Below are 25,713 nucleotides of genomic sequence, written 5' to 3' on the forward strand. Positions count from 1 at the left end.
TTATGTCAGTTACTATATCTAAAAAAATGTGCATGATCGGCGATTTTGGCGTGGGCAAAACCAGCCTAATCCGCCGTTTTGTCGATCAGCAATTCAGCGATCAATACCTCTCCACTGTGGGAGTAAAAATTTCCAGCAAAATCGTAGAATTAGAAGGGGGAAAACAGCGGGAAAAAGTGACTGCAAAGTTGCTGATTTGGGACTTAGAAGGACATACAAAATTCAAAGGAATAGCACCGACTTACTTGCAGGGGGCTAGCGGCGTTTTAATCGTTGCCGATGTCACCCGCTCCGAAACAGTTGAGCGAATCTCCGAACACATTCAGCTTTTTTCTTCAGTCAATCCTAAAGGGTCAATAATCGTCGCTTTGAACAAAGTAGACTTGATTGACGAGGAAAAATTGGCACTGCTAGTGGAAATGTCCCATGCGATATGTCAAGACAAAGTAATCGCAGTTTACACGACATCTGCTAAAACAGGCAAAGACGTTGACGAAATTTTCTATAAACTAGCTTACACAATGATAGAACCAGTATGAACCCCATTTTAAAAAAGTTATTGGCCCCCCAACAAATAGAATATTTGGTAGTAAATCACCATTTCATCATTCAGGAAACCTCCGCCAAAGTGCAGCATTATGCCGATACTCCGGGCGACGCGATACCCGGTGCAGATGCTCGCATGAGTTTTCCCGAACTGGTTGGCATTGAAAATATCCTCATGTCTATCATGATGGGACGGCTGCCGGGTTTTGAAGTCAAAGGTATCGCTCGGTTTGCCGACCAAAACCGCCCTTTATACTTTGATATGTTGGCTATCAAACATGAAGACGAACAAGAAGATGTGCCAAATAAATTGCTAATTCTGATTGAAGATACCACCGAAAAGATGGTGATGAAGCAATCGTTGATTCAGAGCGCGAATGAAGCTAATCTTTTGGTTAGCGCCTTAGCGGCGTCTAAAGATTATATAGATAAAGTTATTCGTTCGATGGGCGATGCTTTGTTGGTGACAACAACATTAGGAACTATCAAAACAATCAATCAATCGGCTCAATGGTTATTTGGGTATAGCGAAGCAGAATTGATCGGTCGCCCCCTGTCTTTAATCTTACTCGAAGAAACATTAATTTGCCAAGGTCGCCACCGCTATATTTTGTCTCAGAAAGAGCTGCGTAGAGAACTACAAATAGTCTGCACTACTAAAGCAGGAGAAGAAATTTGGGTAGAATTTTCCTGTTCGCCAATTCAGACCGAATTAGAGGGACTTTACGATTTCATTTATATAGGCAGGGACATCACAGAACGCAAACAACAAGAAATAGAAATTCGCGGCTCTTTGGCAAAAGAGCAAGAACTCAGACAGGTAAAATCTCGTTTTTTCTCAATGATTGCTCACGAATTCGGCAATCCTCTAAGTACAGTATTATTTGCTACTAAAATCCTCCAAGACTACGGCGACGAAATCACCCACGCCGAAAAACAAAAATACCTGCAACACGTTAAAGCAGCATCTCAACAAATGGCTCAGCTATTAGATGACGTGCGGTTGCTCAGCAGCGCCGAAGCCGGAAAACTCGAATTCTATCCCGCACCAGTTGACTTAAAAAAATTTTGCAGCGAGTTAGTAGAATCAATTAAAATTAGTTATGGAAAAAATCATACAATTAACTTTATTTGTCAAGAATTAGTCACGCCCGCGACCAAAACTGATAACGAGTCGCAGGAAACGCAAAACTTGCCCGCACTAGATCCAAAATTGCTGCGGCACATCTTGACTAATTTGCTGTCAAATGCTGTCAAATATTCGCCCCTCGACAGCAATATTTATTTTGAATTAAATTGTCACAATAATCAAGAAGCTACATTTAAAATTAAAGACGCAGGCATTGGCATTCCTCTAGAAGACCAAGACCAACTGTTTGAATCTTATTATCGAGCCAAAAATGTCGGAAAAATACCCGGTACAGGACTGGGTTTATCCATAGTCAAGCAGTGTGTAGACTTGCACGGAGGTCAAATCGAATTTTCCAGCGAGACAGGGTTAGGCACTACCTTTTTAGTCAGAATTCCCTTTGAGAAACCGAGATAAAGAGATTGATTTTAGATAATTCGATCCCAAGGGCGCCTTCAATACTAAAAATCTCACATGAAAACCTTGTTAAAAAAACTGTTAGTTCCCCACCACTTGGAGTACCTAGCGCTGGATAAAAACTTTTTAATCCAAGAAATCTCTGTGCAAGTGCAGCGGTTTGGCGACTGTCCCGACGAAGTAGTCGCCGGCAACGATGTTCGCCTTCCCTTTCCAGAATTAGTGGGAACTGAAGAAATTTTAATCGATATTTTTGAAAAACGGTTGCCAAATTTTGAATTAAAAGCGATCACGCGGCTATTAGAAAATGGTTCGCGGCTTTATTTTGATATGTATATTGTCGATTTTACTAATGACGAGAATTATCAGAGATTAATTATATTTTTTCAAGATGTAACTGATAGGATGGCTTTAGAACAAACTCTCGTCCAAGCTACCAATGAAATGGATATTTTATTGAGTACCTTAGCCACTACTAATAATTATGTTGAAAAAATTATTACTTCAATGGCCGAAGTTTTGTTGGTAACAACAGCCTCGGGAAAAATTAAAAAAGTCAATCAAGCGGCTCAAGATTTGTTTGGTTACAGCGAATCAGAATTAGTAGGCCAGCAAATAGACGCTCTTGCTGCTTTTGGCTCCTCTTTGCAAGCAGTCAGCCAAGAGGAGCCTCAACAATCTCAAACTCACACCGAAGTAATTTGCACGGCAAAAAGCGGAGAAAAGCTAACAGTTTCGTTTTCCTGTACGGCGATTTCGACTGACATTAAAGGCGTTTCTGGCTCTTGGCCCGCCGTTCAAGATTTCGTGTACATCGGGCGCGATGTCACAGATAGACAGCGCGCCCGCAAGCGACAAATAACTCAGTACGTCACCACTCGCATCCTGTCGGCATCCGAAACAATCAAAAAAGCTATAGCAGCCATTCTCCCTGTAATTTGCGACAGCTTGGGATGGGATACCGCCGAACTTTGGATGCCAGAAGCTGGGGAAAAACTGCTGTCAGAAACTAAGAGAATAACTGCGGTGTCGGACCACAATTTGCTTCGCTGCGTCGCCAGTTGGACAAAACGCTCAGTTTCTATCCCTAAATTTGCTGAATTTACCGAACAAATGACCTGTGCATTTGGTGAAGGATTGCCGGGTCTCGTTTGGGCGAGCGGTTCCTCTCAGTGGATTGCGGATGTCACAAAAAGCGACTGTTGTATGCGCCGCGAAATCGCTGCCGAAGAAGGACTGCACGGAGCTTTTGGTTTCCCAATTTTGGGCGACTACGACCCGGATAATTCTGCAAAGTCTGTTTTGGGGGTGATAACTTTCTTCAGCCGGGAAGAGCAGTGTTTTGATGAAGACTTGCTCCAGATAATGGCAACCATCGGCAGCCAGCTCGGTCAATTTATCAAGCGCAAACAAGCGGAAATAGCTTTGCGGGAAAGCGAAGAACAACTGCGAGACTTATTTGAAAATGCTACTGACTTAATTCAAAGTATTGGAGCTGACGGTCATTTTTTGTATGTAAATCGGGCTTGGCGGGAAACTTTGGGCTACAGCGAAGCAGAAATTGCTCAAATGACTGTTTTTGATATCATTCATCCGAACAGTTCCCCAGAGTCTCTGGATATATTGTATCAAGCTATTACCCAAAAAACGGTAAATGAAAGTACATTGTATCCAGACTCTATTGAACTAATATTTATTACTAAATATCATGAAAAAATTTTGCTCGAAGGCAGCATAAGCTGTAAATTTGCGGCAGGTTCGCTAGTAGCAATTCGCGCTATTTTGCGAGACATTACTGCTCGAAAAATGACCGAAGATGCCCTAGCAAAATCTGTGTCCCTGCTGCTAGCAACTTTTGATTCTACTGCGGACGGTATTTTAGCGATTGACAGGAGCGGAAAAATCGTCACTTTCAATCGACAATTTGTGGAAATGTGGGGCATACCTAATGAAGTGATGGCACTGCGAGACGACGCCACAACGATCGCCTTTGTGCTGAACCAACTCAAAGACCCCCAAGCATTTCAAGAGAGAATCGAATCGCTTTACGAGCAGCCAGAAGCCGAAAGTTACGACTTGTTGGAATTTCAAGACGGCAGATTTTTTGAACGCTATTCGCAACCGCAGTGCCTGGGAGATACAATTATCGGCAGAGTCTGGAGTTACCACGACATTACGGAACGCAAGCAAGCAGAAGATGCCCTGCGGGAAGAACAAGAAAAATCCGAAAAGCTGCTGTTAAATATCTTGCCCCAGGCAATAGCAGAACGCCTCAAGCAAAACGAAACTACTATTGCCGAATACTTTCCCGAAGTGACTGTTTTGTTCGCCGACATTGTGGGGTTTACTGCTTTGTCTGCCGTCATGAATCCGATCGACCTTGTGGAGCTCCTGAATCTGGTTTTCTCAGAATTCGACCTTTTGTGCGAACGGCATGGGTTAGAGAAAATCAAGACTATCGGCGACGCATACATGGCAGTAGGAGGACTGCCTGAACCCAGGGCAGACCACGCCGAGGCGATCGCCCAAATAGCCCTAGATATGCAAGCTGAAATAGCCAGATTTAATGCTAGCCATAATAAATATTTTAGCCTACGCATTGGCATTCACAGCGGCCCGGTTGTTGCCGGAGTTATTGGCATAAAGAAGTTTATTTACGATTTGTGGGGCGATACGGTAAATATTGCTTCCCGCATGGAATCTCAGGGTTTGCCTTGGCGGATTCAAGTCAGCGAAACTACTTATAAGTTACTGGAAGACAAATATTTGTTTCAGGATCGGGGACTTATTGAAGTTAAAGGCAAAGGGCAAATGAAAACTTATATTCTCATTCGGAAAAAATAAGCTAGGTCATCATTCATCAGTCATCATTTATCTGGCTGATGACTAAAAGTGTTGTTAAAGTTAATTAGCAATACTTTTTGGCCAAGACTGATGCAACTTGCTAATTTGGCGACAAATTTACGATCGCCCTTAAAAGCTGTCGATCGCCACCCTGTGACGGTGGCCCCCTCCACTTCCCTCGGTGATGCGCTCGCTCTGATGCGTGGGGCGAGAAACCTTTGTCCTGTGACTAATTCACAGGCCAACTCAAACGAAAGGGTAAAAGCCTCGATTAGTTGCGTCTTAGTTGTCGATGAAAATCAGCTAGTCGGACTGCTAAGCCCGGAAGATGTGCTGAACTTCGCCGCCGCCGAATACGGATGGCAAGGCATGAAAGTTGCCGATGCCATGACGCAGAATTTAATTGTCTTAAAAGAATCAGAATTTAGAGATAATTATACCGCATTTAAGCTATTTTGTCAATACTCAATTGATTGCTTGCCAATTGTGGATGAACGGGGTCAGCTCGTAGGTTTAGTGAGTGAAAAAAGCATTCGCCCAGCAATGTATAGCTGGATAGAGGCACTGCATCAAGAAGTGGCAAAACTCCAGGAACAATCCGAACTTTTAGAGGGTAATTGTGAACTAGAAAAAGTCAGCGATCGCCAAAATGCCGAAAAAGACCTGCGGCAGAGCGAGGTGCGCTACCAGGCGATTGTGGAAGACCAAACCGAACTGATTTGCCGGTACCTCCCCGACGGTAAAATCACCTTTGTCAATCAAGCTTACTGCCACTATTTCGGCGTGCAACTAGAAGACTGGCTCGGCAACAGCTTCATGTCGCTGATCCCAGAAGCAGACCGAGAAATTTTTCAAGAGCAATATAGTTCTGTGTCTCCCGAGAAGCCTGTTTTTACGTCCGAACACCGAGTAATTTTGCCGAGCGGGGAAATTCGCTGGCAGCAGTGGATCGATCGGGCTATATTCAACGAGAGCGGACAAATCGTCGAGTATCAAGCAGCAGGCCGCGATGTCACGGAGCGCAAACAAGCAGAAATCGCTTTGCTGCAGCTCAATGCAGAGTTAGAACGGAGAGTGCAGCAGCGGACACAATGGTACGAACTGGCAGTATCGGCTGGCAAAGTGGGGGTTTGGGATTGGAATTGGGAAACCGGCGAAATCTACATTGCTCCGTCTTTGAAAGCTTTGTTAGGCTATCAGGACGCAGAGATTCCCAACCGCATCGAAAATTGGGTGTCTCACGTTCATCCCGACGATCGAGTTGCAGTCGAGGAAGCAGTAAAGGCTTATCTAGACGGTGTTACAGAAATTTATGAAGTAGAACACCGGATGCTGCGTAAAGACGGCAGCACCTGCTGGATACTTGCCCGTGGCAGCGCGATTCGATCGGCTTCTGGCAAGGTTTGTCGCCTGACTGGGACTGACACCGACATTACCGAGCGCAAATTGACCGAAGAAAAACTCCAAAAATCCGAAGCCGAACTGCTGGCTCTGTTTAATGCCATGACGGATATCGTCCTGGTTTTCGACGCAAGCGGCCGCTACCTCAAAATTGCCCCCACGGCTCCCGAACTGCTGTACAAACCGAATCCTGAAGTGCTGGGCAAAACCCTCGCCGAAATCTTCCCAGAAGCGGAAGCTAATTTTGCCCTGGGCCACATTCGCCAAACATTGGCATCTGGGCAAACCCATAGAGTTGAATACAGCATGGAAATTGGCTGCAAGTTATTTTGGTTTGATGCCAGTATTTCGCCCCTGGATTTGGAGCGGGTGATGTGGGTCGCCCGAGACATTAGCGCTCGCAAACAAGCAGAAGCTGCACTGCAAAAGAGCGAGGAAAAGTTTCGCAACTTATTTGACGATGCTCCGATCGCGCTTGGTTTGGCAAGCGTGCGCGACAACCGCACGATCAAAGTGAATGAAGCTCACCGCCAGATGTTGGGCTACAGCGATTCGGAGTTGGCTACCATGACTTTTACTGAACTGACGCATCCAGAAGATTTACAAGCAGATGTGGAGCAAGTCAAACAGTTGGTCTGCGGCAATATTTCTCGTTTCCAAAGGGAAAAACGGTTGATTAAGAAGAATGGCGAGCTGATGTGGGCAAACTTGACGGTGACGCTGATCCGCGATCGCGAGGGCATTCCTCTCTACAGCATGGGGGCGATCGAAGATATCAGTTATCGTAAGCGGGCAGAAATGGAATTTCAGCAGTTAAAAGAACGCCTGCAATTTTTACTGGGTTCTAATCCGGCGGTAATTTTTACAGCCGCACCGATGGTGGACTTTTGTACTACTTACATCAGCGACAACGTTCAGACAATCCTTGGCTACGACCCCCAAGAATTGTTGGCAGATTGTAAATTTTGGTCTAGCAGGATTCACCCTGAAGATCGGCCACAATTTCTAGTAAATTTTTCGGATTTGTCCGCCGAAAAAAATTGCATTTACGAGTATCGTTTTCTACACCAAGACGGAATTTACCGCTGGCTAAGGACGGAACTAAAACTATTGGTTGACAGCAGGGGCATTCCGATCGAAATTATTGGTTACGCCGCTGATATCAGCAATTCTAAATACGCCGAACTCGCTAGGGGGCAGCAGTTCGAGCAAGAACGGCTTGTGGAGGCGATCGCCCGTCGTGTCCGCCAGTCTTTGCAATTAGAAGAAATTCTCAATACCACGGTTGCGGAACTCCAGCAAGTCTTGTTAGCCGATCGAGTTTTGGTTTATCAAATTTTACCCAAAAGGGGCGGGCGAGTCATTGCTGAAGCCGTGGCAGAAGGATGCAGCAAACTCCTGGGTAGATATTTTGGCGAAGAGGTTTTTCCCCCTGAAAGTTATCAGCTTTATTTGCAAGGGCGAATTTCTGCGATCTCCGAACTAGATGACCCCTGCATTACACCTTGTGTGATGGAGTTTATGAAACAAATTCAAGTTAGGGCAAAGTTAGTAGTGCCGATTATTCAGCACAGGCAGCTTTGGGGATTGCTGATTGCCCACCAATGCGAGATCCCTCGTGATTGGCAAGAATGGGAAATGAATTTATTTCAGCAGTTGGTGAATCAATTGGCGATCGCGATTCAGCAATCTCTACTTTACCAGCAACTGCAAGCTGAACTGAGCGATCGCAAACAAGCGGAAGCAAATTTGAAAAACTCCCTCAGAGAAAAAGAAATTTTGCTCAAAGAAATTCACCACCGCGTCAAAAACAACCTCTGCGTAGTTGCCAGTCTGTTAGAATTGCAATCCAACACAGTTGCCGACCCGCAAGTAAGCAAAATGTTTGAAGAAAGTCAGAATCGCCTTTATTCTATGGCTCTGATTCACGAAAAACTGTACCGATCGACTAACTTGGCCCAAATTAATTTTGGGGAATATCTCGAAGATTTGGTAAGTAACTTGTTTCACTCTTACAATATTAGCAACAACCAAATTCAGTTGCAGGTATTAGCTGAGCCAATTTCCCTAAATCTTGAAACTGCTACTCCCTGCGGTTTAATTGCCAATGAATTAGTTTCAAATACCCTGAAACACGCTTTTCCTGAGGGCACAACTGGTACAGTTAGTGTAGAATGCTATCAAACGGCCGATCAAGAAATCCACCTCTTAGTTAAGGACAACGGCATTGGCTTTCCTCAAAACTTAGATTTTCGGAAAACTCACTCAATGGGCTTTCAAGTTGTCTGCACTTTAACCGAGCAGTTAGAAGGAACCATCGAAATATCCAGAGAATTTGGTACATCTTTTCACTTAAAATTTAACGAATTAAACTACTTTCAAAGATTGTAACAATATGACTCTTGCTAAAAAAACAATTAAGATTTTGATTGTCGAAGACGAACTGTTAATTGCGAAAAATTTATCCCCCAAATTAGAAAAATTGGGATATCAAATCGCCGATATCGTTTCTTCAGGAGCTGATGCCATCCAGCGCGCCCGCGAACTAAGACCCGATTTAATTTTAATGGATATAGTTATCAAAGGCGACATTGACGGGATAGAAACAGCAGCAATAATTAATCAAGAATTAGATATACCAATTATCTATACAACTGCCTATGCCGACGACGAAACTTTGCAGCGAGCCGAAAATACTGGTTCTTATGGCTACCTGCTAAAACCTTTTAAAGAAAGAGAAATGCACGCCACTATCAAGATAGCACTGAGCAAACATCAAGAAGCAGTTAGTCTGAAAAATTTAATGGCGTTAGCAGCCGAAAAAAGCGAAAATAGATCGCGCTTTATTTCAATGGCTTACCACGATTTAAACACTCCTTTAACTACCATACAGTTATCGGCTGAAATGTTAGAAGATAGCGATTTTCAGAGAACCCCCGGAACTAGCAATAAAAATGTCGAGCGGATTAAAAGAGCCGTCAGTAATATGAGTGGGTTGCTGGAAGATATTTTAATGCTTAGCAAAGCAGAATCAGGCAAAGTTTCCTTAAATTTAAATCCGATTAATGCAACTGATTTTTGCACCTCTATTTTAGAAGAACTGCAACCGATCGTCACCGACAAGCACCTCATAACTTTCCACAGCCAAACTGAGCCGGTGTACGCCAATCTAGATGCCAAACTACTGCACCACCTTTTGACTAATTTGCTTTCAAACGCTATTAAATATTCTCCAAACGGCGGCAAGGTTAGTTTAGACTTAAGCTGCGAAAACCAACAAATAATTTTGTGCATTCGAGATGAGGGAATTGGGATGACACCGGAATATCAAGGAAAATTATTTCAGCAGTTTGAACGAGGTGCTAATGTAGGCAAAATTAAAGGATCGGGTTTGGGACTCTGCATTGTCAAACACATAGTTGACCTGCACGGCGGTACAATAAGTGTGGAAAGTGCGATCGGCAAAGGTACTACATTTATTGTCGCGCTGCCTTTGTTAGTTAGTAGTCAGTAGTCATTAGTCATTAGTCAGTAGTCAGTAGTCAGTAGTCATGTCCGGTAAAATAAGCACAATACTTGTAGGGGCGGGTTTCACCAACAATCTATCATCCAGACTAACAATCTACATAAACCCGCCCCCACCACGCGACAGAATTTCATCGCGGACAATTCAACGGAGAGGAGATAAAAGTATCGGGGGGGGCGGGTTTATTATATTGTAGATTACAGGCAATTATTGTTAGTGAACCCGCCCCTACAAAATTCATACAAGTCTGAATCCGGCCGGACATGATATCACTTTTAAGCAAATCTATTGGGAGACAAAAGTTCGATCGCCCTATCTTCTTCTCCCCCCGCCGCATTCGCAAATCGCTCAGCCAAAGCAGGTACAATAGTCAAAGGATTGCTGAGACCGGAAAAAACGTGCAATCCAGGGCGATCGGCAATCGGCCCCACTACAGGCAAATTATCAGCGCTAAATGCCACAATACACTCGTGCCAAGTTGCCGGTAAACCTGCCAAATCCGGCAAAACTTTGCTGATTCCTGCACGAATTGCCGTTTCGCTGGTTTCGCGATCGACTTTAGCATTCAAATCGCTCAAAGTGCGCGACAATTGCCCAATCCGCAAACTCCCATCCTTAAACCCAATTGCACCCGAATCTAAAATCGGCGGCTGTAACTCTTTACCCGGTTCATCCCAAAGAAAATCCACCTCACTTCTACTCGATTCAGCTTCCAATTCAAAACGTTTTAATACCGCAGGCATCACCAAAGTCCTGAGTTTCAAATCCACAGGTGCAGTTTCCAAAATCTCCGTGCGAGTAAAATAAACTCCCACAGAAACACCAGCGGCTTTCAGCAAACTCCGACTCCAACCTCCAGCACAAACCACAGCATTTTCACAACGATAAATTCCCTGCGCTGTCTTGACTCCCGAAATCCGATTTCCCTCTTCTATAAACCCAATTACTTCAGCAAATTCTATAGTTCCTCCCAACCGTAGAAACCCTTGACAATAAGCTTTATTTGTGGCTGTCGGCGAAATGTGACCGTGGCGCACAGTTAGAGCTCCGGCGATCGCACTTTTATTCAGCAAAGGTTCCAACTCCCCAGCTTCTGCAACGCTCAAAAGCTGCGGAACAATCGCAAAATGCGCGTAATTAGCCGCCGCTTTTTCGGCATCAGTGCCTGCATCAATTGTCAGCAACAAATCCAACTCGCGAAACTCAGTATCAGCATCTAATTCCGCCGATAAATTGCGGTGGCGTTCGATACCTTCCCGACACAATTGGCGAGTTAAATCAGTCGTCCCTGACCAATAAGCCAAGCCCCCGTAACTAAAACGAGTCGCATTTTGCATGGTAGCATCTCGTTCCAAAAGCAGCACAGCAAAACCTTTTTTTGCTAGTTCGTAACTCAGTGACGCACCCGTAATGCCACCGCCGACAACAATCCAATCGTAACTTTTCATGGGCAACTCAAAGGGAAGGAAAATATCATGCTTAGATTTTAGCTTAGGTTTTTTCGGAACCAATCGAAAAACCTCTACCTACAGGAAGAGGCTGCCTGCGATCGCCCTAACTGAAACTTCCACCCCTTGGGAGATGTTTGTGCAGGGAGATTTTTCGTTCAATAGTAGGAATTAGAGTCAGCAAAAAATTAGAAATACCAGAGAGGTTTTTATGAGTATCGACAAACCCGGCAAAGATATGGAGCGCACGGTCAATCCGGGCGATCGCATTTCCGACGAACCGCAAACCCTCGAAGAAAAAGCCCAGCAACTGGCGGTAGACCACGTGCCAGACATCACGGGCGATGTTGTTACAGTTCCAACTTATGTGATGGTAGAAGAACCCGATGGGGAAAAGAAAGCCCTGCACCACGTCAAAGACGCCGATGAAATTTCCGACGTAATTCGGCAGGCCCGCGTTGACGAAAATGGCGAGCGGACTTGGGATTAAGTTCAATCCAATAAAAATGGGTTTGTTGTACAAAATTTATCTGTAGAAATCATGGAAACAAATCAAAGAAATAGTACGCCCTATCCCAATATTCCGCCGATTCTCGAAAGTCACGACTCAGAGTATCGCGACGCCGGCATTACGAGTTCAGTTGCAATTGCAGGCCATCCGCTTCACCCCGTACTCGTACTGTTTCCGGTAGCCTTTTTAGTAGGAGCCGCCGGCACCGACATAGGTTATTGGCTGACAAGCGATCCGTTTTGGGCGAGAGCTTCGGTTTGGCTGATGGGTGTCGGTTTTGCTGCAGGGATTTTGGCCGCAATCACGGGCTTTTTAGATTTTTTCAAAGTTAAAAGAGTGCGCGAGCGCAGTGCCGGTTGGTTGCACATGGGCGGCAATGTAGCGGTTATGGTACTTACCCTGATTAACTTGCTGTTGCGCCAAGGAAATCCGGCTGAGCCGATCGTATATACAGGTTTAGCAATATCGATCGTCGTTGCAGCTTTGCTGGGCATTACAGGCTGGTTCGGCGGCGAACTAAGTTTTCGCCATAAAATCGGCGTCATCGGCCCTACCAGTCATAATTCGTAGGTTTCTGACCATTTGTAGTAGGGACTTCCGTCCCTCTTCATTTGACACTTTAGGACTAAAGTCCTTACTACAAACTTAAAGATTGTCCCAGCCAATTGAGATAAGCATCGCTGCCAGCGATAATAGGAATAGCAATAATTTCGGGAACTTCATAGGAATGGAGTTCCTGAACTTTTGTTTTTAAAGCCTCAAATTTAGCCAAATCAGTTTTAATCACCAACTGCCACTCAGACTCGGAATGAATCTCCCCTTGCCAAGTATAAATAGAGCGAATTGGCGACAAACTCACACAAGCAGCCAGCTTGTGTTCAACTAGAGATTTCGCGAGATTCTCCGCCTCCGCCTCCGATGCTGCAGTTACCAGCACTACCCCAAAATTAATTGTCATAGTCATCAGTGAACAGTGAACAGTCAACAGTCAACAGTCAACAGTCAACAATCAACCGTTAATCTCATTAACTTCCCAAGAATTGACTCTGCCCGCTCCAGCTAAGGAAAAATAGCGCCTAGTAGATTCCGGCAAAATAGCTCCCGTCAACAAAGCATTATCTAAATTAGCTCCTATTAAGCTCGCCTCGCTCAAATCTGCTGCCATCAAATCAGCTTGACACAGCTTCGCCCAATTCAGATTTGCCCCTCTCAAACAACTTCCCTTCAACTTAGCCCCGGTTAAGTTTGCACCCGCCAACTTCACCCCTCGCAACTGAGCCGCGCTGAAATTTGCTCCCGCCAAATTGGAGCCTTCCAAATTAGCTCCCATCAGTTTAGCTTCACTCACGTTGACGCCGCTCAAATCTGCACCGCAGAGATTCACCCCTGTCAACTGCGCTCGCCGTAGACTGACTCCGGTTAATTGAGCTCCAAAAAGTTTTGCACTGTTGAGCCTTGCACCGTAAAGGTTTGCCCATTTAAAATTAGCTGCCGTCAGATTTGCGCCCAGCAAGTTAACTAATTGCAAGTCGGCGCTACACAAATTGGCATTCCACAACACAGCACCGCGCAGGTTGGCGCCAGTTAAAGTTGCGCCACTTAACTTTGCTCTCGGCAATTTTGCTTTTACCAAAAAAGCTCCGCTGAGATTAGCTTTTGTCAAATCTGCGCCCGAAAGTTGGGTTTCGCCCATTTTGGCAAAACTCAGATTTGTTCTTTGTAGCACTGCGCCTTTGAGTGTTGCTTTGGTGAGAAACGCTCTGCTGAGGTTCGCCCCGGAAAGATTAGCTCGTGAAAGGTTGACTCCGATTAAGATGGCTCCGCTGAGGTTTGCCCCGCTGAGGTCGGCTCCAGTAAAATCTCTTTGTCCTTTTTCGTAATTGTTGAGCAGTTCACTAACTTCCATAGGGCATCATACCTTCTATGATTGTGGGGTTTCGATCCAGAAATCTTTACTGTTAAGGTTGTTTCAGAAAGGAAACTGTTTTAGAAAGGAAACTGTTTTAGCGTTTGCCTCAAACGGTATAAATTTCATTAACATGACTTCCTGTTTAAAGGCAATCTCTTAATAAAGATTTTATATCTTCCACGCGGTAGCGATCGCCATTTCGGTATTTTTGAATTAAAAGTTAATGTTTTGTGACATAGATAGTCCTTGCTTAACGATCGACCGTTATTCGCAACTTCAGGCGCAGCGTGCCCTTGAATCCTGCGGGAGGTTGCCAGGAACTCAAGGCCTGCTTGAGACTCTCTACGGCGTCTGTTGCTTGCATCGTCGAGGTTTTAGGGTCGATCGCCACTTGCGCCACGCGACCATCTTGTACCGATAACTCCCACACCGTTTCACCGCTAACCCCCGCCGGGAGATTAACCGATTGCAGGTATTGAGTCAAAGCGGCGAGTGCCCCGGCATCCAACCCTTCGGCGCTAACTACTTGGAGGCGAGAAGCCAAAGGCTTCTGGAGTGGCAACTCACCGTAACCTCGCTGCGGTGCCATAGCAGGAGCTGGACTCACTGGTGCCGAGTTGCGATTCGAGCTAACGCTGCGAGAGCCACCTCTAGTTTGCTCAGCCCCCTCGGACTCAAAAATACCCTCATAGCTGACACCCTGAGGCAATTCCACAGGCACTTGCACCCTACGACGAGAGCCATCAGGTTCGACTCTCACTTCTTCGCTCACAGCCACAAAAGCCGTGTATTCCGACAGCAAGCGATAAGTCAGAGCAGTATTAGTTACAGCTTCCACCAGAGATTTAGTCTCACCACCAAACATTTGATTCATTAAATCTTTAATGCGCGATCGCCCCCAAAGTTGAGCTACCGCCGGATTGCCAAAATCCGTAGCGCCTGCTGCGACAGAATTTGACTCTCGCTGCCGCGCGCCGGCGGATTGAGCAAAATTAACAGGTAAAACTTGCTCGTAAGTTTTGCCGCCGGCAAGAGTGCCGCGAATGCGAAGTTGCCCGTTAGCTCGATCGGTCTTTTTGCCAAACAAAACCAGCGGCCCACTCGCAAACAAATCTGGGGGTGCGATCGGATAAATCTCTGGTTTTTCCCCCATTCCTTCCCAACTAATTTGAATATTAGTCAATACCGGACGATTAATTTCCCTAAAAAACTTTTCTGCCGCTTCTGCTGACGGTTCATCTTGACGAATTACTTGAGACGTGCCTCTTCCCACTTCCGCCAAACGGTTAATCAAAAACCGATTCACCGAACCGCCGACACCAAAACTATAAAGTCGATTTCCTGGTTTCAGACTCTGCTGAACCAGAGCCAGCACTTCATTTTCATTACCAATGTAACCGTCAGTAATTAGTACAATACTCCGCAGCCTCCCCGTTGCCGCCGCCGGAAAATTCATCACTGTTTGAATGCCGTTAAGCAATTCACTGCCCCCGTTAGCCTGCAACTTTTCGATATAATTAATTGCTTTTTGTCGATTTTCGGGAGTATTTGCTAAAGGAGTTGTTGAAAGCGCTTTGGCAGTATTTGCAAAATCAATAATAGTAAAAGTATCGGTGGGATTCAGCCCTTGAATAAAGCGGCGCATCAACTCCTTAGATTTTGCCAGCGGTTCGCCCTTCTGAGAACCGGAAGTATCAATCAGAAATACGACATCTTTGGGTACAATTTCATTAGTTTTGTAATTTAATGCCGGAATCAGATAAGTAGCAAAATGACCGCCCCGCTTGTCGGATTGAGTCAAAATAGTTGCCCGAGTGTTTTCGCCCGCGACTCGATAGCGCAGAATTAAATCTTTATTGGGAATTGTGTCTGAATTGGCTAATTGGACTTGCACAATATTGCCGCTGCGGTCAGTTGTAATTTGATGGGAAGTAGAGCGGACATCGCCGATCGCAACTCCGGCATCTATTTCTACCGAAACAGCGATATTGTGACCCGATCGTGTTCCTGGAGGCAAGACAGGCGGGTTAATGCGATCGGCATCGGTATTAACCCCCCCCTGCCCCCCCCTTGCTAAGGGGGGCGTCGAATTTCTCGAAATATAGCGTGGCCCTACCACCATGGGAAACACAAATTCATAATCGCCGCCGGCAAACTTGAGACTTTCGGTGTAGCGAATCGTAACTTCAATTTTTTCTCCGGGTTTGATATTAGTGAGAGACTGAGTAAAAATATTGTCGCGTTCTTGTTCCAACAAACCAGCAGTCCGGCCTTGCTTTCTGGCTTGTTCGTAAATTTCCAAAGCTTCCTCGCGGCGTTTGATATCAGCTTTAATAATTCGTGAGCCTATTTTAATTTCCATATCGTCCACCGCCGCTTCGTCGGGCAAAGGAAATATATAAACAGCTTCTATAGATTCAGGAAAAGGATTTTCAAACTTCTGAACAACTTCGACGCGGGAGATATTGCCAGCTATTTTGGCTTTAACTTCAGTCTGCTTGAGAGGAAAGACTTGTTCTGAGGTCGTATTTGGAGTTTTGACGAACAAACCGCCGACTCGACAGCTAGTTTCGGGCGATCGTCCGCCATTGCAATTAACATCGTTACTAGCGAGGATTTTCGGCGACACAGAGGAATAATTTTCCCCAAGAGCTTTAGCCTGCGCCACATTTGGAGTAAGCCACGCGCCACACTCGATCGCAGCGAGCAATGCGATACCAGCAGAAAGCAACCGTTGAGGGGATAGAACGCAGACAAACTTCATAGCTGTTTTTTTTTAGCCGACTTGAGGTGCTTGGTTTACCATGACTTTACGCTTCGCGAAACGTTCCTGAGTTAACTTTCTGGGAAAAATGACTGAGCGCGTAGGGCTGATTTTAGATTTTAGATTTTAGATTTTAGATTGACTCGCCTAGGGGCGGACTGGGCGCTGGAATTTTTGTCAAAGCCATGATGGCTCAGGGTGACTGCTGTCGGCCGCTTGATCCGTATTTGGGTGATGTCGCTTGGGGCGATCGTCCGCGAACCCAACCTAGAAAATTGTATGATAGTTAAATAATTAAATAACTCTAACCTCAACTTTTTAACCTCTAATAGATTGCAATTAACATGAATTTTATTAATCCCAAAATCGATTTTGCCTTTAAAAAAATATTCGGCTCGCCTGAGAGCAAAGACATTTTGATTAGTTTCTTGAATGCCATGCTCTACGAAGCACAGCCAGTCATCGAAGACTTAGAAATTATTGACCCTTATTTGGCTCCCAAAATCAAAGGAGTCAAAGATACTTACTTGGATGTCAAAGCTAAGATTGATGGGAACAAAACGGTAATTATTGAAATGCAAGTATTGAATGTAGAGTCATTTGAGAAGCGGATTTTATACAATGCCACTAAAGCTTATTCGATGCAGCTAACCACAGGAAGCCGTTACAGCTTGTTAAACCCTGTGATTGCTCTGACGATTACAGATTTTCAAATGTTTGAGCATTTGGAAACAGTGATTTCGCGCTTTGTTTTCAAAGAAAAAACTTTTTTAACCGACTATCTAGCTGATGAATTTGAACTTGTGTTTGTTGAGTTGCCCAAATTTGACAAGACCTTACAGGAGTTAGAAACGCTGACAGATAAGTGGATATATTTCATGAAAACTGCTCAAATTTTACGGTCGGTTCCCGAAGAGTTGGGAAATGTGCCGGAACTGCGGCAGGCTTTGGCAATTGCGAATGAAGCGAATCTCGATCCTGATGAATTGGAAGATTTAGAAAGGCGAGAAATTTTTATTCAAGATCAGCGCGGTGCAATTACCAAAGCTACCAGAATCGGGAGAGAACAAGGCCTCGAACAAGGCCTCGAACAAGGCCTCGAACAAGGTATCGAACAAGGCATCAAACAAGGAAAGTTGGAGTTAGTTGTGCGGCTGTTGGAGCGCCGTGTCGGCCCGTTGTCGTCGGAGATTCAAACTCGCATCAGTCAGTTATCCGCTGAACAATTAGAGAATTTAGGAGAGGCAGTTTTAGAGTTGGCCACTGTGTCAGATGTGACAGATCGGTTACAGACATATTTGTGAGGAAGGGAAAAAAGCCTGGGTGAAGGTGGTTGTCTCAGAAGAGCGATCGCCCTTGATTGTTCATCAGCCCAAAGCGCACTGATGAACAATCAACCGTTTTAAAATTGGCCCACCAGCTCAAAACCCGTGCAAACCGCCCGATCGAGGTCGTGGGGCACTCGTCATATCCCCAGCCGTATTTGATAAATGGTCAAACACTGCTGGACAATTTTTGATTTTAGCTCTTAGAGTTGAGTGTTACCTTAACTAGAAACAGAAACATCTAAAGTCGAAAATCCTATGAGCAAATTTGTGTTTGTGACTGGCGGCGTGGTTTCCAGCATCGGCAAGGGAATTGTCGGTGCTTCCTTGGGCCGCCTATTAAAGTCGCGGGACTATTCTGTCTCGATTTTGAAGCTAGACCCCTATATTAACGTTGACCCCGGCACTCTGAGCCCGTTTCAGCACGGAGAAGTCTTTGTCACGCAAGACGGTGCGGAAACTGACCTAGATTTGGGGCACTACGAGCGTTTTACCGATACTTCCATGTCGCGCCTCAATAGCGTCACCACGGGTTCCATTTATCAAGCGGTGATCAACAAAGAACGTCGCGGTGAGTATCAGGGGAGCACGGTGCAGGTGATTCCGCACATCACTAACGAGATTAAAGAGCGAATTCACCGGGTAGCACAAAATACTAATCCCGATGTCGTGATTACGGAAATCGGCGGAACGGTGGGAGATATTGAATCTTTGCCGTTTTTGGAGGCAATTCGCCAGTTTCGCAAGGATGTCGGTCGGCAAAATGTTGTGTATATGCACGTCACGCTGATACCTTGGATTCCTTCGGCTGGGGAGATGAAAACTAAACCGACTCAGCATTCGGTGAAGGAATTGCGCTCGATCGGCATTCAACCAGATATTTTAGTCTGTCGGTGCGATCGCCCGCTGTCTTTGGGTATGAAACAGAAGTTGTCGGAATTCTGCAACGTACCCGAAGAATGCGTCATCACATCTCAAGATGCTAAAAGTATCTACGAAGTACCCCTGATGATGGAACAGGAAGGTTTGGCGCAACAAACGCTCAATTTGCTGCAACTCGAACATCGCCAGCCAGATTTGCATCAGTGGCAAACTTTAGTCAACAGGCTTTACAGTCCCAATCACAAAATTGAAATTGCTTTAGTTGGCAAATACGTGCGGTTAAACGATGCTTATCTTTCGGTGGTCGAAGCTTTGCGGCACGCGGCAATTGCGATCGGCTCCGACCTGAATTTGCACTGGATTAACTCAGAAGATTTAGAGTCGGGAAACCTCGATAATTACCTCAAAGATATCAACGGCATTCTTGTACCGGGAGGTTTTGGGGTTCGGGGAGTTGACGGCAAAATAGCGGCGATTCAATATGCTAAACACCATAAAATACCCTTTTTGGGATTGTGTTTGGGGATGCAGTGTGCTGTGATTGAATGGGCGCGCAACATCGCACAACTAGAGGATGCCAACAGCGCTGAATTTGACCCGGATACATCAAATCCGGTAATTAATTTATTGCCAGAACAGCAAGATGTAGTCGATTTGGGCGGTACAATGCGACTGGGTTTGTATCCGTGCCGCGTCAACCCAGACACCCTCGCTTTCAAACTTTATCAGAAAGAAGTGATTTACGAGCGGCATCGTCATCGGTACGAATTTAACAACGCCTACCGTAATCTTTTCTTGGAATCCGGTTATGCAGTCTCCGGTACATCTCCCGACGGCCGATTGGTAGAAATGATCGAATTGCCCAACCATCCCTTTTTCATAGCCAGTCAATTTCACCCCGAATTCCAATCTAGACCTAGTACCCCCCACCCATTGTTTCAAGGGTTTATCCAGGCCGCTAGCCTCCAGGGAAAGCAGGATGTTTTAGAAGATGAGGGTCGCGACTTGGTGGTCGGGAAAGTTGTCGCAAACTGATCTGATATCATGTGCGATCGATTAGTTCTGATATATTAGATGTCTGTAGGGGCGGGTGAGAGTACACAATATTCAAATCAGGCAGACAATCGCTCGTACTCTCACCCGCCCAACCCAACAATCGGATTTGATTCGGGTCGCACTTACCGGACTAGATATCGGGCAGCATCCTCAACGAGTGAAAAACCTCACCCCCCATAGCATAGGGGTTGGGGGGCTAGTACCCGAAGGGAGAAGGCAAAAGGCAGAAGGCAGAAGGTAAAAATGCTGATTATTTTTACTTAACTTTTTAGCTTGGATTTCAATGGTGATACCAGTTTCAAAAAAAAATGCAACTTTAGGCAACTTCCCAACCCCGATAGTCATCAGTCATGCCCAATCTAAAATCTAAAATCTAAAATCTAAAATGGTATGAGTTGTCAAACTATCCTAAAATACCAGGAAACACAGGTTTGAGGAGGCTTTGTGGCTTATTGGAGCAAAATTACTTATGAGAAAAGTACATACATAATTGACCTTGACACTATTAGTGCTTTTTCTAGCGAACTGGATAACAAGCGTCTCACCTTTTGGCTGCCTAATAGCAGTCAGCCGATTATCCTCAATCCCCAAGGCAATTATGAGGCTTACAAGCAAGTTCTCGATTACCTCAAAAAAACCATTGATCGCAATTCGAGAGGCTCGTGGATTAAAATTAATTATGACCGCAAAGAATTTGCGATCGATATGAGTCGAATTAGCTCTTTTGCTTGCGAACAGAACGGTCGGCTAAGCTTTTGCCTGCCTGACAGCGCAACTAATATTGTTATCCTCCGCCAAAGCAACCCGGACGCTTATCAAGAAATTCAGGAATACATTAAAAAGACGACTGGACAATCTCTGCCATGAAGAAGTCATTAGTCATTAGTCATTAGTTAGAATGATGAACAATGAAGGAGGAATGGAGACTATTTTTAGTAACTCCTCACATTTATTTTATGGTTTTTGAGATAAAATACTTAGGTTGCTCCCTAAGTTTAGATATGAAAAAAGGGCAGGAAAATGCGCTGCCTCTTTAAATTTTAACTATTGAACAAGCTGCCAAGCTAATTTTGCCGCCCCTACAATGCCTGCTTGATTGCCCAATTCAGCAACCAATAGCTGCAACTCTTCGCGAGAAGTCGGAAGAACCCGCCGCTCAATTTCTTCTCGAACCTGCGGCAAGAAAAATTCTGCACCTGCACTAATTCCACCGCCGATAATAATAGCTTCCGGGGTTAAAACATAAAGGAGACTTGCCAAACCTATACCGATATAACGACCATAATTTTGCCAAAATTCTAAAGCTTTGGCATCTCCATACTTAGCTAAATTTGCTAATTGTAGCGGTTCTAAATCGGTTTCGCGGCGAATTGCCTGCACCGAAACGTACTGTTCTAAAGAACCGTGATTGCCGCTGTTACACTCCGGGCCGTCGGGATTTATAGTAATCAATCCTAGTTCTCCGGCCGCGCCTTGATGACCTACAAATAGTTTGCCGTCTAGGATAACTGCACCGCCGACTCCTGTACCTAAAGTTATTAAAATTAGGTCTTTAAAGTGCCTTCCTGCGCCCAACCAAGCTTCTCCCAATCCGGCACAGTTGGCATCATTTGCTAACATGGTCGGCAGTCCGGTTTTAGCTTCCACCCAGTCAGCTAGGGGGACGTTATGCCAGTTTTTGAGGTTAATTGCTACTCTCGCTATTCTGCCGGCGGCGTCTGCGGGGCCTGGAGTGCCGATGCCGATCGCACTTACATCATTTTCGGCCGGATTGAGTTGTAAAATAGCATCCGTCATCGCGGCTAAAACGGCTTCTGGCGTTGCGGGTTGAGGGGTTGGGACAGTTAAGGATTGGTTACAAAGACCATTTTCGCTAAATCTGCCGAGTTTAATGGCGGTTCCGCCTAAGTCAATGCCGATTACTTGTATCATTCGATTTGGGTTTGGGATGCAAGGATTTGGGATTAATCCTCATAGGATAAACATATTTTATGGTGCGGATTGTGCACCTTACCACTTGAGTTTGTAGTGAGGATTTAAATGCTACCACTCCTATTTTGTATAATAACTAGCGAGGTAACTGCGCTTAATTATTAATATTATCATACCGATCGCAATACTAGCAAAAATTCTGGATACAAGCGAGTTCGCCTATTTAATTTCGCCTAACTTACGTTGCGCTACCTCTCGGTTGTGCAAAGCATCGTGGTAGTCTGGTTTGAGAGCAATTGCCTGGTTATAAGATGCGATCGCCTCTTCAAATCTCCCTAAATTATACTGCTCATTACCTCGATCGCACCACGCCTCAGCCTCTACATTAACTTCCGATTCTGCCTCCGCACCCTCAGCGCCTCTGCGGTTCACGTCCCCCGAAAAACCAAAACCATCCCCAACAAACACCGCCTCAATCACCCTTCCCTTTGTATCCTCCTCCTCAACCTCCGGCAGCGGAAACCGTGCCAATATCTCCCCCCCAATTTGCCTCGCAACCTCTGACAACTCCCCGCTGCCAATTCTGCCTAACAATACCAGCCGCTGCGCCAATTCCTGAAGCGATGCCACCGCATCCGTAGCAGCGGTGTCATCATGTTCGCCCTCTAACAATCTTTGCCCAAACCGTCCCAACCAAGCGGCCAATTCATGATCTTTAAGGCGTTTTGCGATCAAGAATCCCGCTACATCCCCTCGACTCCAGTCGGCATTCACCCCTTCCAGGATTTCCATGAATTTCGACTCGTATTCCGCATCAGTTAGTGTGGGGCGGATGGCGGTATATTCCGAAGGCGGGGAGGGTTTGGTTGGGGTTCCCAACAGCCGCTGAATTAGTCGTTTGAAGAATTGCAGAATTTTGTCTAGCATTTGTGAGGTTGGGAGGGTGGGGTATTTTCTATTTTATAGCAATTCTCAAAAGTAGGATTACATATAGATTGTCGGAGATATCTGTAGGGACACGGCGCATTGCCGTGTCCGGGATTGCGACGCACACCAAACAATCACCTGAAGTAGAATTAATCTACTTTAAAAGCGGATAATACAGTTCTCCTGTTGAGTTGATATAACCGGCCCTATCGCCCGCTAAATCCCCCGTTCCCATAAATACGTCAACTCTCCCCGCGCCTTTGATTGCACCGCCAGTATCTTGATCCAAAACGTAGCGATTCACGGCATTTTGTTCGAGTTGTCCCGCCGCATTTGGATAAGGGAGTTTTGTACTAATTAATGCTAGTGCGCCGGGGGGCATTAAAGCTTTATCGGTGGCGATCGACCTTTCGGCAGTTACTGGCACTCCAATGCTTCCTGTGGCTGGAACTCCGTTAGTATCCCGGAAGAATACAAAGCTTTGATTTTTCGGCAAATATTTGTTCATATCTGCGGGAAAGTTGGTGAAATATTCCCTTAGTCGGGGCAAATTTAACTCTTCTAAAGTAAACTTTCCGTCTTTAACTAATTCTCGCCCGACACCTGTATAACTGTGACTGGTTTTGCCTGCAAAACCGACTGTCATCACGCTACCATCTGTTAGCTGCAATCTCGCAGAACCTTGGACGTGCACGAGAAATGCTTGGAATCGATCGCGCAACCAAACTAATTCTAATCCTCGCAGCAATCCTTTACTTGCCTGCAAAGCATCTTCGCCTTCTAATTGCAATCTTGTCGGGTGAGGTTTCGGCCAAGATGCCATGTTTGGCGGCATCCTGTACAGGGGATAACGGTATTCGGAATTAGGCGTGCGAGATGCTGCGTAAGTCGGCTCGAAATAACCTGTAAATGCAACTGTTCCTTTGCCATCTTTGCCCGTGGATTTGTAAAATACAAATTCGCGCTTGACAGATTCCTGAAGTTGTGAGGGAGTTGTGGAACTGACAACTAATTGGCGGAATCGATCAAGAGAACGCCGGACTCGATCGCGCGTAACTCCTGCTACTGGATAGCGGCTGTAAGCACTGGCGGCGGCCGATGTATTGAGATAGCGGAGGCTGTTGTCGATCGACTTTAACAGCAATTCCCGATCGCCCGGTTTGCCATTTTCGCCCCAGATTTGAGCGTCAAAGGCGAGATCATCCGCCTCGCCAGCTTGCAATTGATTTATACTAATTGGTTGCAGCGACGGAACTGCAACGGCGGGTACCGAAAAAGCGATCGCCAAAACGCAACAGACGATGGCTAATAGCTGATAGCGAAAAATCTTGCTCAATTTCCAATCTTTCCTACTAAATTGATTATTTTCCTTATTCATCGTATCGTTCGACGCTAGAAGTAAATATCGGTTCTACACGAATTGCGAGAACGCTGGTAGGCCGAACTACCATGTATTCGCCTTGAATATTTTTAATCGGGACGTTAAGAAATTCTCTTGAATCTTGTTTCGGAACCAGTGTACTGCTGTACCACTTTTGAAAATCTTGCAGCGTTGCGAAACGCACTTCTTCGCGGTGGCCGCCTTCAAGCAGCAGGTGCACGGAATATTCGCTGGGAGTTCTAGGCATAGGAGATAGGGAGAGTTGTTGGAGGACAATCTAAAATCTAAAATCTAAAATCTAAAATTGATGTGGTTGCCCTCAAGCAACAGGTGCACGGAATATTCGCACTTGTGTTCTAGGCATATCTTTATTTTTGATTTTTGATTTTAAACTTTTGGAACGATTCCATATTTTACCTCTTCCTCGGCGCATTCCCTCATCTAGTAGGTTGGGTTGAGGGAGAGGGGGAGAGTGGGAGAAGGGGAGAGTGCGAGAGTTGTTGGAGAAAAATCTCAATCTAAAATCTCAAATCCAAAATCTTAAATCGATTGACGGCGGCCCCCATCTGCGGCTACGCTGTGAAATTAAGGCTGCTTTGCTCAAAGAGGAAGCAGCCCGCGTCGCTCAAAAATCTAGTTGCACTGCCCAAAGCTGCTACCAACAGCAATGGACAGCTAACCGCCAAACTGATTACGCCAGTATGGAGGCTAATGGAGAATTTTAACACTCTCTGTAGCCGCCCTGCTCTGTGTTAACGTGCGGGGCGGCTGGGTTTTTGGGTTTTCCTAGAAAACCAAAAACCAGGAGACAATATTATGTCACAGGAATTCGTGCCTGACGATAACTTTTCCGCGCGTCCAAATGACGACTCAGCAGTATCCGAACAGGAAGTCGTGCGGATAACGGTTGTCGGTTCCCGCGCAGGCGTGTTAGAGACCATTCACACCTTGTACCGACTGGGATTTGCCCAAGTCGGCGATTGGAGCCCGCCGCAGCGAGGTGCAAAGCCGGGACAAGTGATTAGCGTACTCATTCGCCGATCGCGCAAAGCCTAAAAATAGGATGAAATACGGTAGGGAAACGACACCCTGCCTTTCGTCCTGTCAACAAACACGTTAAACCCGCAGTCCAAGAGGGGTTGAAACCCCTTCCTCAAAACTCAAGTCCTCGCTATGAGGACTCAGAAGAACACTTTTAAACTCATTAGACCTCTTGCAAAAATAATTAGGACGGGCTCTCCGGCCCGTCCCACAAGAGTTATTTTTTCTTGTGGGATGGGCCGGAGAGCCCGTCCCATCAATTGATGAAAAGGATTTTTGCAAGAGGTCTATTAGTCCTCTTGAGAGGACTTTAGCTATGAGACAGGGAATTCATTCCCTGGCGGACTGACGGGCGGGTGGGAGGACTGGCGGACGATGGGCTTAAGTTGACACGCTTTGGATACGGCCCGGCCGTGTCCTCCATCGCCGTGGCTACATAGCTGGATATCTGATTGTCACATCCTCAGAGGGCGATGGCGTCCCGCCCCGCAAGCTACGGGAAATTTCATCATCCAACCCGGTTAATTCTACCCGTTCCCCACAGTCAGGACACGCCTTGGCTGAAGTCTCTACAATGATTAATGGGGCGGAATACAGGGATTGTGTATTTTAGAACACGATTTGACCGCAACACTTAAAATAGTCTTGATTTACCGATCGACTGCACCCTTTTC

20 protein-coding genes are annotated in these 25,713 nt (G+C 45.7%); 12 read left to right on the top strand and 8 right to left on the bottom strand.

What is annotated here, in order from left to right:
• The first annotated feature begins 2 nt into the window (after nucleotides 1-2).
• The 5 genes from D0A37_RS03960 (at nucleotide 3) to D0A37_RS03980 (ending at nucleotide 9,851) form a co-directional block, all read left to right on the top strand.
• Complete coding sequence (locus tag D0A37_RS03960; protein WP_242721343.1) at nucleotides 3-539, top strand: Rab family GTPase; 537 nt, start codon at nucleotides 3-5, stop codon at nucleotides 537-539.
• A complete protein-coding gene (locus tag D0A37_RS03965; RefSeq protein WP_242721344.1) occupies nucleotides 536-2,092 on the top strand; it encodes a PAS domain-containing sensor histidine kinase in 1,557 nt (518 codons plus the stop codon). Before D0A37_RS03960 ends, D0A37_RS03965 begins: the two co-directional genes overlap by 4 nt.
• A gap of 57 nt (nucleotides 2,093-2,149) precedes the next feature.
• Nucleotides 2,150-4,936 (top strand): adenylate/guanylate cyclase domain-containing protein, encoded by a 2,787-nt coding sequence (locus D0A37_RS03970; protein WP_242721347.1) that lies wholly within the window; start codon nucleotides 2,150-2,152, stop codon nucleotides 4,934-4,936.
• Between the two features lie 90 nt (nucleotides 4,937-5,026).
• Nucleotides 5,027-8,728, top strand: a complete 3,702-nt coding sequence (locus D0A37_RS03975) for a PAS domain S-box protein (protein ID WP_242721350.1) — start codon at nucleotides 5,027-5,029, stop codon at nucleotides 8,726-8,728.
• A 4-nt stretch (nucleotides 8,729-8,732) separates the two neighbouring features.
• Nucleotides 8,733-9,851, top strand: coding sequence for a hybrid sensor histidine kinase/response regulator (locus D0A37_RS03980; RefSeq protein ID WP_242721353.1), 1,119 nt, complete (start codon nucleotides 8,733-8,735; stop codon nucleotides 9,849-9,851).
• A 287-nt stretch (nucleotides 9,852-10,138) separates the two neighbouring features.
• On the opposite strand, the gene D0A37_RS03985 is transcribed toward D0A37_RS03980, so the two are convergent.
• The gene (locus D0A37_RS03985) at nucleotides 10,139-11,311 is read right to left on the bottom strand and encodes an NAD(P)/FAD-dependent oxidoreductase (RefSeq protein WP_242721356.1); all 1,173 of its coding nucleotides are present in this window, start codon (nucleotides 11,309-11,311) and stop codon (nucleotides 10,139-10,141) included.
• Nucleotides 11,312-11,522: 211 nt separating this feature from the next.
• Here D0A37_RS03985 and D0A37_RS03990 point away from each other — a divergent pair, with 211 nt between their 5' ends.
• Complete coding sequence (locus D0A37_RS03990) at nucleotides 11,523-11,801, top strand: hypothetical protein (protein WP_242721359.1); 279 nt, start codon at nucleotides 11,523-11,525, stop codon at nucleotides 11,799-11,801.
• Between the two features lie 51 nt (nucleotides 11,802-11,852).
• Entirely contained in the window at nucleotides 11,853-12,392 is a 540-nt protein-coding gene (locus D0A37_RS03995) for a DUF2231 domain-containing protein (protein ID WP_242721362.1), read from the top strand.
• Nucleotides 12,393-12,459: 67 nt separating this feature from the next.
• On the opposite strand, the gene cutA is transcribed toward D0A37_RS03995, so the two are convergent.
• The 3 genes from cutA to D0A37_RS04010 form a co-directional block, all read right to left on the bottom strand.
• Complete coding sequence (cutA, locus tag D0A37_RS04000) at nucleotides 12,460-12,780, bottom strand: divalent-cation tolerance protein CutA (RefSeq protein WP_242725347.1); 321 nt, start codon at nucleotides 12,778-12,780, stop codon at nucleotides 12,460-12,462.
• Nucleotides 12,781-12,831: 51 nt separating this feature from the next.
• A complete protein-coding gene (locus D0A37_RS04005) occupies nucleotides 12,832-13,728 on the bottom strand; it encodes a pentapeptide repeat-containing protein (RefSeq protein ID WP_242721365.1) in 897 nt (298 codons plus the stop codon).
• A gap of 253 nt (nucleotides 13,729-13,981) precedes the next feature.
• Nucleotides 13,982-16,495, bottom strand: a complete 2,514-nt coding sequence (locus D0A37_RS04010) for a VIT domain-containing protein (RefSeq protein ID WP_242721368.1) — start codon at nucleotides 16,493-16,495, stop codon at nucleotides 13,982-13,984.
• 344 nt (nucleotides 16,496-16,839) lie between these two features.
• Between D0A37_RS04010 and D0A37_RS04015 the strand changes: the two genes are divergently transcribed.
• From D0A37_RS04015 to D0A37_RS04025, 3 genes are all read left to right on the top strand, one after another.
• Nucleotides 16,840-17,799 (top strand): Rpn family recombination-promoting nuclease/putative transposase, encoded by a 960-nt coding sequence (locus D0A37_RS04015; RefSeq protein ID WP_242721371.1) that lies wholly within the window; start codon nucleotides 16,840-16,842, stop codon nucleotides 17,797-17,799.
• Nucleotides 17,800-18,078: 279 nt separating this feature from the next.
• A complete protein-coding gene (gene pyrG, locus D0A37_RS04020) occupies nucleotides 18,079-19,737 on the top strand; it encodes a CTP synthase (RefSeq protein ID WP_242721374.1) in 1,659 nt (552 codons plus the stop codon).
• A gap of 465 nt (nucleotides 19,738-20,202) precedes the next feature.
• Nucleotides 20,203-20,625 carry a hypothetical protein gene (locus tag D0A37_RS04025; protein WP_242721376.1) on the top strand — a complete coding sequence of 141 codons (423 nt, stop codon included), beginning with the start codon at nucleotides 20,203-20,205 and terminating at the stop codon, nucleotides 20,623-20,625.
• Between the two features lie 177 nt (nucleotides 20,626-20,802).
• Here the strand turns inward: D0A37_RS04025 and D0A37_RS04030 are convergent, their stop codons facing one another.
• From D0A37_RS04030 to D0A37_RS04045, 4 genes are all read right to left on the bottom strand, one after another.
• Nucleotides 20,803-21,690, bottom strand: a complete 888-nt coding sequence (locus D0A37_RS04030) for an ROK family protein (protein WP_242721379.1) — start codon at nucleotides 21,688-21,690, stop codon at nucleotides 20,803-20,805.
• A gap of 219 nt (nucleotides 21,691-21,909) precedes the next feature.
• Nucleotides 21,910-22,617 carry a tetratricopeptide repeat protein gene (locus tag D0A37_RS04035; RefSeq protein ID WP_242721382.1) on the bottom strand — a complete coding sequence of 236 codons (708 nt, stop codon included), beginning with the start codon at nucleotides 22,615-22,617 and terminating at the stop codon, nucleotides 21,910-21,912.
• 154 nt (nucleotides 22,618-22,771) lie between these two features.
• Nucleotides 22,772-23,995, bottom strand: coding sequence for a murein transglycosylase A (mltA, locus tag D0A37_RS04040; RefSeq protein WP_242721385.1), 1,224 nt, complete (start codon nucleotides 23,993-23,995; stop codon nucleotides 22,772-22,774).
• Nucleotides 23,988-24,245, bottom strand: coding sequence for a hypothetical protein (locus D0A37_RS04045; RefSeq protein WP_172192361.1), 258 nt, complete (start codon nucleotides 24,243-24,245; stop codon nucleotides 23,988-23,990). The genes mltA and D0A37_RS04045 overlap by 8 nt, the downstream gene beginning before the upstream one ends.
• Before the next feature lie 241 nt (nucleotides 24,246-24,486).
• Here D0A37_RS04045 and D0A37_RS04050 point away from each other — a divergent pair, with 241 nt between their 5' ends.
• Together D0A37_RS04050 and D0A37_RS04055 are read left to right on the top strand one after the other, a co-directional pair.
• Complete coding sequence (locus tag D0A37_RS04050) at nucleotides 24,487-24,723, top strand: hypothetical protein (protein ID WP_242721387.1); 237 nt, start codon at nucleotides 24,487-24,489, stop codon at nucleotides 24,721-24,723.
• Between the two features lie 91 nt (nucleotides 24,724-24,814).
• Nucleotides 24,815-25,054: a hypothetical protein gene (locus D0A37_RS04055; protein ID WP_242721391.1), complete on the top strand. Its 240-nt coding sequence runs from the start codon at nucleotides 24,815-24,817 to the stop codon at nucleotides 25,052-25,054.
• Nucleotides 25,055-25,713 lie beyond the last annotated feature (659 nt).

The sequence above is a fragment of the Microcoleus vaginatus HSN003 genome, from assembly GCF_022701255.1.
Taxonomy (GTDB): Bacteria; Cyanobacteriota; Cyanobacteriia; order Cyanobacteriales; family Microcoleaceae; genus Microcoleus; species Microcoleus vaginatus_B.